This window comes from Desulfoglaeba alkanexedens ALDC (assembly GCF_005377625.1).
In the GTDB taxonomy this organism is placed as follows: domain Bacteria; phylum Desulfobacterota; class Syntrophobacteria; order Syntrophobacterales; family DSM-9756; genus Desulfoglaeba; species Desulfoglaeba alkanexedens.
This window is the reverse complement of sequence record NZ_CP040098.1, coordinates 268,384-281,951: the sequence shown is the minus strand read 5'-3', so window position 1 is coordinate 281,951 and position 13,568 is coordinate 268,384. Positions and strand designations below refer to the sequence as shown.

10 protein-coding genes and 1 tRNA gene are annotated in these 13,568 nt (G+C 60.5%); all 11 read left to right on the top strand.

Annotated features, from left to right (window positions below; translation table 11 throughout):
• The first annotated feature begins 421 nt into the window (after positions 1 to 421).
• The 11 genes from FDQ92_RS01410 to FDQ92_RS01360 all read left to right on the top strand — a co-directional run bounded on the left by FDQ92_RS01410 (position 422) and on the right by FDQ92_RS01360 (position 13,541).
• Positions 422 to 1,864 carry an acetyl-CoA carboxylase biotin carboxylase subunit gene (locus FDQ92_RS01410; RefSeq protein WP_137422942.1) on the top strand — a complete coding sequence of 481 codons (1,443 nt, stop codon included), beginning with the start codon at positions 422 to 424 and terminating at the stop codon, positions 1,862 to 1,864.
• Positions 1,865 to 1,887: 23 nt separating this feature from the next.
• On the top strand, positions 1,888 to 3,546 hold the full coding sequence (locus FDQ92_RS01405; RefSeq protein ID WP_137422941.1) for a pyruvate carboxylase: 1,659 nt from the start codon (positions 1,888 to 1,890) through the stop codon (positions 3,544 to 3,546).
• A gap of 65 nt (positions 3,547 to 3,611) precedes the next feature.
• Positions 3,612 to 4,499 (top strand): site-specific tyrosine recombinase XerD, encoded by an 888-nt coding sequence (gene xerD, locus FDQ92_RS01400; RefSeq protein ID WP_137422940.1) that lies wholly within the window; start codon positions 3,612 to 3,614, stop codon positions 4,497 to 4,499.
• Between the two features lie 67 nt (positions 4,500 to 4,566).
• On the top strand, positions 4,567 to 7,218 hold the full coding sequence (locus FDQ92_RS01395; RefSeq protein WP_137422939.1) for a CBS domain-containing protein: 2,652 nt from the start codon (positions 4,567 to 4,569) through the stop codon (positions 7,216 to 7,218).
• A gap of 49 nt (positions 7,219 to 7,267) precedes the next feature.
• Complete coding sequence (locus FDQ92_RS01390) at positions 7,268 to 7,945, top strand: site-2 protease family protein (protein WP_137422938.1); 678 nt, start codon at positions 7,268 to 7,270, stop codon at positions 7,943 to 7,945.
• Positions 7,946 to 7,993: 48 nt separating this feature from the next.
• The gene (gene trpS / locus FDQ92_RS01385) at positions 7,994 to 8,998 is read left to right on the top strand and encodes a tryptophan--tRNA ligase (protein ID WP_137422937.1); all 1,005 of its coding nucleotides are present in this window, start codon (positions 7,994 to 7,996) and stop codon (positions 8,996 to 8,998) included.
• A gap of 9 nt (positions 8,999 to 9,007) precedes the next feature.
• Positions 9,008 to 9,766, top strand: a complete 759-nt coding sequence (locus FDQ92_RS01380; protein WP_137422936.1) for a pseudouridine synthase — start codon at positions 9,008 to 9,010, stop codon at positions 9,764 to 9,766.
• Positions 9,760 to 11,691, top strand: a complete 1,932-nt coding sequence (locus FDQ92_RS01375) for a tetratricopeptide repeat protein (RefSeq protein ID WP_137422935.1) — start codon at positions 9,760 to 9,762, stop codon at positions 11,689 to 11,691. Before FDQ92_RS01380 ends, FDQ92_RS01375 begins: the two co-directional genes overlap by 7 nt.
• Before the next feature lie 14 nt (positions 11,692 to 11,705).
• A tRNA-Val gene (locus tag FDQ92_RS01370) sits at positions 11,706 to 11,781 on the top strand.
• A 221-nt stretch (positions 11,782 to 12,002) separates the two neighbouring features.
• Positions 12,003 to 13,106, top strand: coding sequence for a PAS domain S-box protein (locus FDQ92_RS01365; RefSeq protein WP_137422934.1), 1,104 nt, complete (start codon positions 12,003 to 12,005; stop codon positions 13,104 to 13,106).
• A 96-nt stretch (positions 13,107 to 13,202) separates the two neighbouring features.
• Positions 13,203 to 13,541: a GrlR family regulatory protein gene (locus FDQ92_RS01360; RefSeq protein ID WP_137422933.1), complete on the top strand. Its 339-nt coding sequence runs from the start codon at positions 13,203 to 13,205 to the stop codon at positions 13,539 to 13,541.
• Positions 13,542 to 13,568 lie beyond the last annotated feature (27 nt).

The window sequence follows — 13,568 nt, the reverse complement described above, 5'->3', positions numbered from 1 at the left end:
GACAAAGCTCGACTCGTCCGACGCGGTTTTGCGCCATCTCGCCCGACAACATCCCGCCGTTGATCGGTCGCCACTCGCTGTGATATGAAAAAGCTTCTTTAAACAGGAAAGCAGGTTTTTTCTGTTTTAAGATGCTGTCTGAGAATGCCCTTCACCCTTCTGGGGATTGAGGGTCTGTTTTCTCGTGTAGGGGCGCTGCGCCCCTACACCTATAGGTGACTCATGCCCTGTAGGAGCCGGCTTGCAGGCGATCAAGGTCAACGCGGCATTGCCGGTTTTGCGGGTCGCGGGCAAGCCCGCTCCTACAGGAACAAGGAACCTCAGGGCCGGACTTTCATGAGCTTGTTTTTGGACAAGCTCTAAGAACTTTCAGCGGTTCCGGTTCTCAGCCGGAAAGGATCCCAAACCGGGGGCAGACGCCATGTTCAAAAAGATCCTGGTGGCCAATCGCGGCGAAATCGCCATCCGCATCATTCGTTCGGCTCGGGAACTGGGCATTAAAACGGTCGCCGTATATGAAGAAACCGACAAAACGGCGCAGCACATCATGAAGGCGGACGAAGCGGTCTGCATCGGCTCAGGTCCTCGAAAGGACTACCTGAGCGTCGACCGGATCATCCAGGCGGCCCGAGCCACCGGGTCGGAAGCGGTCCACCCGGGCTACGGATTTCTCGCCGAAAACCCTCTTTTCGCCAAGGAATGCACGGACGCCGGGCTCGCCTTCGTGGGGCCCCCTGCCCAGGTGATCATTGACATGGGAAGCAAGGTGGTGGCCCGCAGCCTGATGACGGAAGCGGGAGTTCCGGTGATTCCCGGTTCTTCGGTGCTGGCGGAAGGCGAGCGCGGGGAAGGGGAGGCACTGGCATTTGCCGAAAGGTACGGTTTCCCTGTGATGATCAAGGCGGTGGCTGGGGGTGGAGGGCGCGGCATCCGCCCGGCGAAGTCACGCGACGAGCTGATCAAGGGCCTCAAGATGGCTCGAAGCGAAGCGCGCATGGCCTTCGGAAATGACGCTATTTATCTGGAAAAGGCTCTGGTACGCGCCCGGCACGTCGAAGTGCAGATCCTGGCCGACAACCACGGAAACGTGATCCATCTGGGGACTCGAAACTGCTCGATCCAAAGGCGCCATCAGAAGATGATCGAAATCGCTCCGGCAGGCCTGCCGAAGCTGGTCATCGAAAGAATCTGCCAGGATGCGGTGACGGCGGCTCGAAAGACCGGGTACGTGAGTGCGGGGACGGTGGAATTCCTGGTGGACCACGATGATCAGTACTACTTTCTGGAAGTGAACACTCGGATCCAGGTGGAACACACTGTGACGGAAATGATCACCGGGATCGATATCGTTCGGGAGCAGATTCGGGTGGCGGCGGGGAGCGAGCTTTCGCTGAGGCAGGAGGATGTCCAGCTGCGCGGTTACGCTATCGAGTTGCGGATCAACGCGGAAGACCCCAAAAACCATTTCATGGCCAGTCCGGGGATCATCCAAGTCTATCAGGCTCCCGGCGGCCACGGCATCCGGCTCGACGGCGCCATCTACCAGGGCTACGAAATCCCGCAGTATTACGATTCCATGCTGGTCAAGCTCACCGTGTACGGTTTCAGCTGGCGCGAAGCGGTGGATCGGCTGCGGCGGGCGTTGAACGGGTTTAACATCGTGGGGGTCCAGACCACCATCCCGTTCTACCGGCAGATTGTGGATGATCCGGATTTCATCGATCAGCGTTTCGACACGTCTTACATTGAAACGCACCCGCACCTGTTGGAATACGAAGAGGCGGTGCCCGATATGGAACGGCTGGCTCGACTTGTGGCCGAAATCAACAGCTACGGCTTCAACCCGTACGCGGAACCCCGCTGACGGCGGCAGGGAGTTCAAAGAAGATGGCCGACAGACAGCGTATCACCCCCGACATGTCCCCCGGGCACATCCTTTCGTTCCTTCGGGAGACCCCGGGGTATTTCCTCACAAACAACGAGCGGGATGTCTCCCAATCCGATTTCAAGTGCCGCATCCTGCCGCGGACGACCTTGAGGGTGGCGCCGTACCGGGATGACACCGGGTATTTCGCTTTCGAGGTTTCAGGCGGGGCGTCGGTGCACGTGGACCTGATGTACAAGCAGGTCAACCCGTTCGAAAAGCTGAAGCTTGTTCGGAGGGCCATGCCGTGCACGCTGATTCAGACGGTGTGCCGGGGGCGGAATCTTTTCGGCTATCGGCCCTACGCGGACAACGTGCTGCGCCTGGTGGTCCGGCAGTTCGCCCGATGGGTGGATGTTTGGCGGGTCTATGATTTTCTGAACCACGTGCCGAACCTGAAGGTCGTGGGGGAAGAAGTGAAGGCGGCCGGAAGGCTCCTCATGCCTTGCCTCTGTTTCAACACCGGCCGCGGCCATACGGACGAATATTATGCCGCCAAGGCCCGGGAAATCGTGGGTGCCTTCGGAGAAGACATCATTCTGTGCATCAAGAACCATTCGGCGCTGGGATCGCCCAAGCGGATTTCCGACCTGGTCGGTGCGCTTCGCCGCGCGGTTCCCGATGTGCCGCTCGCCTACCACGGCCACAACACCGATGGGAACGACCTGGGGCGCATAGTGGCGGCGGTGGAAGCCGGCGTCAAGATCGTCGAAGTGGCCGATCACGGCTATGGCGGGATGTTTTCCCAGGCGCCAGGGTTGAGTCTTATCCAGACGCTTCATGATTACGGCTACCGGGCTCCGGGGCTCAAGGTCCAGCCCATAGTGGAGGCGTCGAACCTGCTGCGGCGGGAAAGAACGTATTACGAGAAATTTGAAACCCCTTACCGCAGTTTCGATCCCACCGTGAAGCGCCACAAGCTGACGGGTGGCGCGGCGAGCATCGCTTTCGAACAGGCGGAAAAGCTGAACCTGCTGGACCGGATCGACGAAATCTTCAGCGAATTGATGGAAGTGAACCGCGAGATGGGCAACATCTGGTCTGTGACTCCCGGCAGCCAGATCCTCTGGACCATCGCCGTGAACAACGTGATCCATGGCCGCTACAATCAGCCTTCCGACGATTTGAAGCGGCTGCTGCTGGGCCGCTACGGGCCCTTTCCCTTTTACGAACCCCAGGAATGGATCTACGAAAAGGTGCTCGAGCACCGACGGCGGGACGGAAAGAAGTGGTACCAGATCCTCGCCGAAGAAGGGGGGCTGCAACAGGTGCCCGACGAAGACCTGGAAGCCCGGCGCCTGGAAATGGAAAAGAAGCTGGGCCGGCCCGTGGACGACGAGGCCCTCAGCCTTTACCTACAGTTTCCCATGGACGCCTTGGGCTATTTCCGTTTTGAGAAAACGTACGGCAAGGCCTGGCTGCTTCCTCCCGACGTGTGGTACCGCCAAGGCGGTTTCGAAAACAGCACCCGGATCACCTTCCCGGACGAGGACGGCAAAACCCATCACATCGACATCATCTCCACGCACCGGAGAGGCGACACCGTCGACACGTCTCTTCTGGTGGACTATCACTTCAGGACTTTCTCCATCCCCGTTCGGTCGCAGCAGAAAAACGGCTGAATCGTGCGGGGGGGGGGGGATTCGGCGGCGCCACAGGACCCGCCGCATAGAGGGATCTCCGTTCCGTGGACCACGAGGTCGATCAGTTCCTGGACCATTTGCGGATCGAGCGCGGGCTGAGTGCAAACACCCTCTACGCTTACGGCGGGGACCTTGCGGCACTCACGGCCTACCTGAAGGACCGCGGCGTGAACCGGTGGGAAGACGCGTCCCTGGAAACGTTTCGCGGCTACTTCCGTGAACTGGAGGCCGCACACCTTTCCGCCGGAAGCAGAGCCAGGCGGATGGCGAGCCTCCGGTCGTTCATGCGGTTTCTGGAACGGCGGGGGGTGGTGAAGGGGAATGTGGCGGCGAGGCTCAGAACGCCCCGGGGCGATCAGCGTCTTCCCCGGGTGCTTTCCACTGAGGAGGTGGAAAGACTCCTGGCCGCCCCCGATCCGACGACCGCTCTCGGCCGGCGAAACCGGGCGCTCCTGGAAGTCTTCTACGCCACGGGGTTACGGGTTTCTGAACTGACGGAGCTCCTTCTCAAGCAGCTGCACCTGGAAGAAGGGGCGATGGTCGTCCGCGGAAAGGGAAACAAGGAACGACTTGTTCCGCTGGGCGACTGGGCGGCGGAGGCGCTCCGTGTGTACTTGGAACAGGGCCGCCCGCAGCTGGTCGGCCGGCCTTCACCGCCTCACGTATTCGTCAATCACCGGGGCCGACCGCTCAGCCGGCAAGGCGTCTGGAAACTGATTCGGGCGCTCGCCGTGAGGGCCGGTATTCAACAGCCCATCACGCCGCACATGCTGCGGCATTCGTTCGCCACGCATCTCCTGGAAAACGGGGCGGATCTGCGGGTCCTGCAGGCGCTGCTCGGCCATGCGGACATTTCAACCACCCAGATTTACACCCACGTGGCACGGGTCAGGCTGAAGGAAATCCACCGGAGGTTCCACCCGCGGCCCTGATGGGACCTCCGGCGGCTCGAGCGCCGGCCGCAGCCTTTTCGAGGAAGGGACCGATGGATAGCTGTCGATGGAGATCATCACCACGCACCTCAACGCGGATTTCGACGCCATGGCGTCCATGGTGGCCGCGAAAAAGCTTTATCCCGAAGCCGTCATGGTGTTCCCGGGATCCCAAGAGCGGACGCTTCGTGAATTTTTCGTGAGCGCCGCAAGCTATCTCTATAATTTCGCCAGGCTGAAAAACTTGGACCTGGATCAGGTCGAACGGCTGATCCTGGTGGACACCCGGCAGATGTCGCGCATCGGGCGATTTGCCGAAATCGTGGGGCGGCCCGGCCTGGAAATCCATATCTACGACCATCACCCCGATGCGGAAGACGATGTGCGGGGGCGGTTTGAACTGGTGCGGCCCGTGGGCGCCACGGTGACGCTGCTCACGCAAATCATCCGGGAACGGGCCCTGCCGATCACCCCCGAGGAAGCAACCATCATGATCCTCGGCATCTTCGAGGATACAGGGTCTTTCACCTTCAGTTCCACGACCCCCGAAGATCTCGAGGCCGCGGCGTTTCTGCTGCGCTCCGGCGCGGACCTCAACGTGGTGGCAGACCTGCTGACCCGCGAACTCACCGCGGAACAGGTGGCCCTGCTGAACGAGCTGGTCAAGTCAGCCAGAAAATACAACATCCAAGGTGTCGACGTTTGCGTCGCAACGGTCTCAACGGACAAATACGTGGGGGACTTCGCCGTCCTGGTGCACAAGCTCAAAGACATGGAAAACCTCGATGTCGTCTTCGCCCTGGCCCGCATGGATGAGCGCATCTACCTGGTGGCTCGAAGCCGCATCGAGGAGGTGAACGTGGGGGAGGTGGCCGCCTACTTCGGAGGAGGCGGCCACGCGACGGCGGCGTCGGCCACCATCCGGGATCTCACGCTCATCCAGGCGGAGGATCGGCTGTTCGAAGTACTTCAAAGCGTCATCAAGCCCGCCGTCACCGCGCGCCACCTCATGAGCCGCCCCGTGATCCACATCGGGCCGGAGCATCGCCTCGGCGACGCGGAAGAACTCTTGCTCCGGTACAACATCAACGCCATGCCGGTGGTGGACGGCGAGGTCGTGGTCGGGCTGATCAACCGGCAGGTGGTCGAAAAGGCCATTTATCACGGGCTCAAATCGCAGCGGGTCAAGGACTACATGAACCCCGATTTTTCCACGGTGACTCCGGAAACGCCGCTTCTTGAAATCCAGAAGCACCTGGTGGAACACCAGCAGCGGATCCTTCCCGTCCTGGAAGGCGACCGGCTGGTGGGCGTCATCACCCGCAAGGACCTGCTGAATTTTCTCGTGAGGGATCATTCAAACGTTCCGAGGGCGCTTCGGGACGATCTGGTCGGGGACGAACTGGGGCGGCGCAAGAACGTCACGGGCGTCATGGCCGAGCAGCTTCCGAGGGACGTGATCCAGCTCCTGAAGGATTTCGGCGAGCTGGCGGAAGGCCTGGGCTACAAAGCCTATGCGGTGGGTGGCTTTATCCGCGACCTGCTCCTGCGGCGTTCGAACCTGGACATCGACATCGTAGTGGAAGGCGACGGCATAAGGTTCGCCCGCGCGTTCGCGGAAAAGTACGGCGTCCGGGCTCGCTGCCACAAGAAATTCAACACGGCCGTGCTGATCTTCCCCGACGGACTCAAGGTGGACGTGGCCACGGCCCGCCTCGAATACTACCAGTACCCCGCGGCGCTTCCCGTGGTGCAGTTCGGTTCGCTCAAGATGGACCTCTACCGTCGGGATTTCACCATCAACACGCTGGCGGTTGCCTTGAACCCGGAGGAGTTCGGCGAGCTCATCGACTTCTTCGGGGGCCAGAAGGACATCAAGGACAAGGCCGTGCGGGTGCTGCACAACCTGAGCTTCGTGGAAGATCCCACCCGGATCCTGAGGGCCGTCCGGTTTGAACAGCGGTTCAGTTTCAAGGTGGGGAAACAAACGGCGGGGCTGATGCGGAACACCGTCAAAATGGGGCTCCTTTCCAAGCTAGGCGGCCACCGGCTCTTTCACGAACTCCAACAGATCCTCATGGAAGAGGATCCGCTTCCGGCGATCCGAAGGATGGGCGAATTCGAGCTGCTGGCGGCGTTTCATCCTTCGCTCCGCTACGACGCCCACATGCAGGCGCTGTTCGCCCGGGTCAAGGAAGTGATCTCCTGGTACGAACTGAGCTTTCTCGATGAGCCGCTGGAGTCTTGGTGGGTGTACTTCCTGGTTTTGTTTTCGCGGCTGTCCCGCAAAGAGCTGAAGCAGGTGCTGGATCGGCTGGAAATACCTCTGTCCCGGCAGGAAAGAATCGTCTGGACCTACAACCGGGTCGATCACCTGCTCGGAACGTTTTTCCGGTTGCCTGATCCCAGACCCAGTGATATCTATCGGGCACTTCAGCCGTTTCGGCCGGAAGAACTGCTCTTCCTGATGGTCCAGGCGACCTGTGAGGACGTGCGCCGCATCGTGAGCCATTACTGCCACAGGTACCGCCACGTTCAGACCGAACTGAAGGGAAGAGACCTCAAGGCCATGGGATTTCCGCCGGGTCCTCTATATTCCCGGATACTAAACGATCTGCTGGACGCGCGGTTGAACGGCCAGGTAAGGAGTCGTGCCGAAGAGTTGGAGTTCGTCAAGGCCCGCTGGCCGGTTTTGGAAAAGGCAAGCAACGGGTCGTGAAAACCCGCGGGGGACGCCCGCCGGCAATGGACTTCCGGCCAGGAAAGTCATGACAGCAAGTATTTCTGAATTTCTTCGCAGTATCAGCATCTTTGCCCTCCCGCTTCTGCTCGCGGTCATGGCCCACGAAGTGGCTCACGGCTGGGTCGCGGAAAAGCTCGGCGATCCCACGGCCCGGCTCATGGGCCGCATCACCTTTAACCCACTAGTGCACATCGACCCGGTGGGTACGGTGATTCTGCCTGTCGCGCTCATGTTGATGAACGCCCCCTTCCTTTTCGGTTGGGCCAAGCCTGTGCCGGTAAACTTCGCCAACCTGCGTGGCGGCCGGCGCAGCATGGCGTGGGTCGCCGTCTCGGGGCCCCTCACCAACCTCATGCTGGCCTGCCTGAGCGCGCTGGCCTACCGGGCGGTGGTGCTGCTTTACGCCACGGATTGGATTCACCATTCGGGCCTACTGGTCAGCATCGCCGAACCGGTTTTCCTGATGGCCCGTTTTTCCGTGGTGTTCAATGTCGTGCTCATGGTGATCAATCTTTTTCCCGTTCCTCCGCTGGACGGTGGGCGGATCCTGACGGGGCTGCTTCCCCGGAACTGGGCCTACCGGGTGGCGGCCCTCGAGCGCTACGGCATGATCATCATCTTGCTGCTCATCGCCACGGGCATGTGGGGCAACCTGCTGGACCCGGTACTCAGCCTTTTTCTGCGGGTGCTTTTGGGGCGATGAGGACCTTGGGCTCAACGTGACGGCTGGAAAGCAGAGGAGTTGTTTCGCATGAACCAGCAGAAGCGGATTCTCAGTGGAATGCGCCCGACGGGGCGGCTCCACCTCGGAAATCTTCATGGCGCTCTTGAAAACTGGATCAGCCTCCAGAGTCAATACGATTGCTTCTTTTTCGTCGCCGACTGGCATGCCTTCACCTCCGACTACGCCGCGCCGGGCGATATCCGGCGCAACAGCTGGGAGATGGTTCTCGATTGGTTGGCGGCCGGTTTGGATCCCAAGCAGTCCACGCTTTTCGTGCAGTCGGAACTGAAGCAGCACGCGGAGCTGTACCTGCTTCTCGGGATGATCACGCCGCTTGCCTGGCTGGAGCGGAACCCGACCTACAAGGAGCAGCAGCTGCAGCTGCAGGCCAAGGATCTTTCCACCTACGGCTTTTTGGGCTACCCGGTACTCCAGGCGGCGGACATCATCATCTACCGGGCGAACGGCGTTCCCGTGGGCAAGGACCAGCTGCCGCACATCGAGTTGACTCGGGAGATCGCCCGCCGTTTCAACCACCTGTACGAGTGCGAGGTCTTTCCCGTGCCGGATGCGTTGCTGACCGAGGTGCCGGTGCTTCCGGGAACCGACGGGAGGAAGATGAGCAAGAGTTACGGGAATTGCATCTTTATTACCGAACCGGAAGAAGACATCCGCCGAAAGGTGCTGCAGATGATGACGGACCCCGCGCGGAAACGGCGGACCGACCCCGGGGACCCGGAAGTCTGCCCGGTCTTCGCCTATCACAAGCTGTATTCCAGCCAGGAAGAAGTCGCCGAAGCGGCGCATGGATGCCGTACGGCGGGGATCGGATGCGTTGACTGCAAAGGGATTTTGATCCGGAATCTTCTGAAACGGCTCGGCCCCATCCGTGAAAGACGCCTGCAACTGGAACGGAACGTGGAAGAGGTGCGTGCGGGGCTGAAGGACGGGATAGAAAGAGCCCGAAAGGAATCTTCGGCCACCATGGAACGGGTATTGGAAGCAGTAGGGCTTTCGGGATCGTTTGTCTGATGGAATGGCATGAAAACCGTGCGGCTGCAGAAGTTCCTCGCCGATGCGGGTCTGACGTCCCGGCGGGCTGCGGAAGACTGGATCCGCCAGGGGCGGGTGACCGTGAATGGAAAGCGGGTTACCGAAATGGGTGTCCGGGTGAACCCGGACTGCGACGAGGTGAGGGTGGACGGGCACCCCGTCTCGCCGGCGGCGACCCGGTTGTATGTCCTATTGAATAAACCGAGATCCTGCCTGACGACGGCCAGGGATCCGCGCGGGCGGCCCACGGTTTTCGATCACCTGCCGGATTTCGAAGTTCGACTTTTTCCCGTGGGCCGTCTGGACTGGGACGCCTCGGGACTGCTGCTGCTCACCAACGACGGCCCTCTGGCTCACCGGCTGATGCACCCTCGGCATGGGATTCCGAAGAAATACGAAGTCAAGGTCCAGGGGCGTCCCTCCGACGAAACGCTCGAGCTGCTCCGGCGCGGAGTGATGCTCCCGGAAGGAAGGACGGCTCCGGCCCGGGTGAGGCGCCTGAAGGAGCTTCCCAAGGCCACGTGGCTCGAAATAGTGATCCACCAGGGATGGTACCGGCAGATCAAACGCATGGGCGAAGCCGTGGGCCATCCCGTAGTCAAGATCCACCGCAGCGGCTACGGTCCCCTATCGCTTGAAGGGCTGGCGGCCGGGAAATGGCGGCATCTGAGCCGGGAAGAGGTCCGCGGCCTTCGCCGGGCGGCCTTCGGTGAAGAGGAGACGCAGCGGGGGATTTCCCCATGTTGAGCGGCAGGAAGCGAGACTACGGGCGTCGCTACGACGCTACGCTGTTCAGGCCGCGAAGGGAGCGGCCCAAGGCCGGGGTGCGCGCGGCCAAATGGCTGCTCGTCTTGGCGGTGGTGGCCGCAGGCGTTTTTGTACTGGTCGGCCCCAAGGGCGTGGAAGACCGGCTGCTGCCTTACCTTCCGGTTCCCAAGGAGCTCCAGGGGGTGGAGGTGGTCCAAAACGGACGGGCGGTTTCCGTGCCTCCGGGCGGCACCCTCAAACTGAACCCCAAAGACACCTTCCACATAGAGACCGTCAAGACCGACGGCTGGATCCCATGGGGCCTGGAGATCGTGAGCGTTGGCGTCGATTTCGAACGGGCCCGCGAGGCTCCGGTTGCCGTCCAGGATCTGTGGCCGGGAGAAGCTTTCGAGGAACCCCGGCGGGTCCCCGTAGAGGTCTTCTGGCGGGGTCATCCGTTGGGCTCGTTTACGGTGGTCGTCGAATGGGACGCCCGGGATTGGCTGGAGAAGGCGGCCGAGACGGAGGACCCCCGGGCCAAGATCGCGCTTCTCGAACGCGTCGTGGAGGCGGATCCGAAAAACGTGCTGGCAAGGACCCACCTCGCGGGCCTCTATGCTGAAGAAGGCCGGCTGACCGAGGCGGAAAAGATCTATCGGGAGATCCTCGAAACGGGCCGGTCGAGGCCCATGCTCGAAAAGCTGCTGGAGATCCATACGCGGCAGGGAAAGGTGGACGCGGCCCTGGGCGTGCACATGGAACTGCTTCAACTCACCCAGGATCCCAAGGTGTTCGAGTCACTCTTGGGCTTCCTGCGACGCCACAAGAAGGCTCCAGAGGCGGCGGCTTTCCTGGTTCGGCAGGAGGAAGCGATCCCCCGGGCCTTCCTCGGTGCCTACTATCTGGCGCTGGCTGACTTCCAAACGGAAGCGGGGCTGTGGGCCGATGTGGCGAAGACGTATGGCAAGGCCCTGAAAGCGGGCGTGAAGGACCCGAACGTCCATTACAATCTTTCCGTGGCCCACAAGATGGCGGGGAATCTCGACCATGCGGTTCAGGCGCTTGAACGGTATCTGCAAGCCAACCCCAAGGACGTGAACAACCGGTTGAGGTTGGGAGCGCTTCTGGAGGAAAAGAAGGATGTGCAAGGAGCCCGGCGGGTCTACCAGGAGCTTCTCAAGAGCAACCCAGGAAACGAGCAGGCCCTGCTCCGATTGATCGCCCTGCTCGAAAAGGAAAAGGACAAGACCGCCCTGGCTTCCGCTTACGAGAGCCTCGTTGCGCTCAGGCCTGAAGACAAGGTGGCCTGGCACAACCTGGCGCTGCTCTATTACGAACAGGAAAAGTGGAAGGAGGCGGCGAAAGCGTTCGAAAAGGTCGCCGGAATGGATCCCCGGGACGTTCCTTCCCGCAAATACCTGCTGGATCTCTATCAGAAGGCGGGAAACCGCAAGGCCGAAACACGGGTGCTCGAGGAACTGGTCGGCCTGGAACCCGACAACCTGGGCTATTACGATACCTATTTCGCCGTTCTCAACAATTCCGGAGATTATAAAAAGATGGTCGCTTTTTTCGAAAAGGCGGCCAAAGAGCGGCCGAACGTGGCGGCCTTCCACCAGTACGTGCTCCTGGGTTCACTCAAGTTGGGCGACAAGCGGAAAGCCCTGGTTGCCCTGGAAAATCTGGTTCGACTCAAACCCAAAGAGAAAAAATACCTCCGCCAGGCGGCCCAGCTCCACGAGAGCCTGAAGCAGTATGACGAGGCCCTGAAAAAGACCGAAGCCATTCTCAAGCTGGACCCGGGAGACCGCCAGGCCAAAGACGATTACCTCCGCCTGCGCATGTTACTGCTCGGCGGCGGGAGGACCGACCTTGGCGGGAAGACCGTCCTTTATGCTTGCAAATCGAGCGGGGTTGTTCTATAAGCACTCCGAACCCAGGGCGGGTAACTCAGCGGTGAGAGTGCCATCCTCACACGGTGGAAGTCGAGGGTTCGAATCCCCCCCCGCCCACCAGCGCATACGGAAAAGCCGGGCGGAAACCGCCCGGCTTTTTTTCTCTCCTGGATCCTCGGCGACTAGGTGCCGCACGGTACCATGCGAAAGCGTGCCCGAAAATTCCGCTCGCTCGATTGTCTTTCCGGTTCCCGGGCTTCATAATCAAGTGTAGACCGCTGTTCGCTCATGTTTCGGTCCGAGCGCGGTTTTTTTTGGATGCCTGGTGAAAGGAGAGTCCCATGACTGGGAAGGGAAACCCTGAGTTCGAGGCATCGCGGATCCACGAAAGCGCGGAATTCTACCGGTTCGTGGTAGAAAGCCTCCCCATCGCGGTGGTGACCGTCGACCCGGAACTCCGGATCACGGAGTTCAACCCGAGGGCCGAAAGAATCACCGGCTATTCGGCCCAGGAAGCCATCGGAGAGCCGTGCTCAAAGATCCTGAGATCCGCCCTCTGCGAGAAGGAATGCCCTCTCGAAACGGTCATCAACCGCCGGAACCCCAAGGTGCAAACCGAGACGTTCCTTCTCGACAAGTCCGGCAACCCAGTGCCGGTTGCATTGGGCGCTGCCGCGCTTTTCGACAAGGACGGGAACGTCGTAGGCGGACTGGAGTGTTTTCGGGACATCACGCGCTTCAAGAGCATGGAGCGCTTTCAGAGTTATGTGCTTTCCATGTTCGCCTACGACATGAAATATCCGCTGGTGTGCATCCAGGGGTTTGCGGTGCGGCTGCGCAACAAGCTCCAGAAATTCCAGGACATGAAGGTCATGAACTACCTGGACGTGATCTCCGAGGAATCTGAAAAGTTGCAGTCCATGATCGATGAGTTGCTGGACTACGCGAACCTGCAGGAAGGGAAAATCAGGCTGAATTTCAAGGCGTTCCGCGTCGGAGAGGAATTGACACGCCTGCTGGAGGCGTATCGCGAAAGGGCGGACCGGCGCGGGGTGCATCTGTCTTTGCAGGTCCCCGAAGCGTTCCAGGAGATCGAGGCGGATCCGGTGCGGCTGGGACGGGTCTTTGCGTATTTCCTCGAAAAGGCCGTCAAAAATTCGGACAAGGGGGATGCCGTCCGCGTGAGTGTGGAAGACTCGGAAACGGACCTTACGGTGATTTTCGTCGCTGAAGGCCGAGGAGTGTATCCCGAGGACTTGAAGCTTTTCGATCTGAGCGAAGAAGGAACGGAATACCGCAAAGACCGGCCGACAACGCGGGCGGAAGCCTTCACCCTGGAAGCCTTGGAAAGGATCGTCACCGGACATGGTGGTGGTCTTTTCATGTGCGTGGAAGAAGGCAAGGGGAATCAGGTGCGGATCAAGCTTCCCAAGATACCGCCTTAAATCCGCTGAGCGCTTCGTGAGCGGCCGGCCTGGGCCTTTTTAGAGGGCTGAGGCCACTGGAACGGATTCACGAGCCCGAGTAAGGAGGAATCTCCGATGGTAGACGGCCTCTGGACCATCAAGTTCGTTTCCAGCAGTGGAGCAACGGGAGCTGGGGTCCTGGTGTTCTGGAACAATCGCATTTATGGGGGAGACGCCCGATACTATTACTTGGGGGAGTACCGGGTCGAAGGGGAGACCTTGTCGGTGAAGATGGAAATCACGCATTTCAGCGGCGAACCGGAATCCGTGTACGGACGGATGGAGTTCATCGAGCTGGAAATGCAGGGGAGGGTCGACGAGGCGAAGATGAACCTTTTCGGGCGGATCCCCAACGATCCGGCGAGCAAATCGGCCATCCGGTGCGAGAAGCGTGCGGACATTCCTCGTTTTTGAGTTGCATCCAGAGGTTGAGTGCGCGGA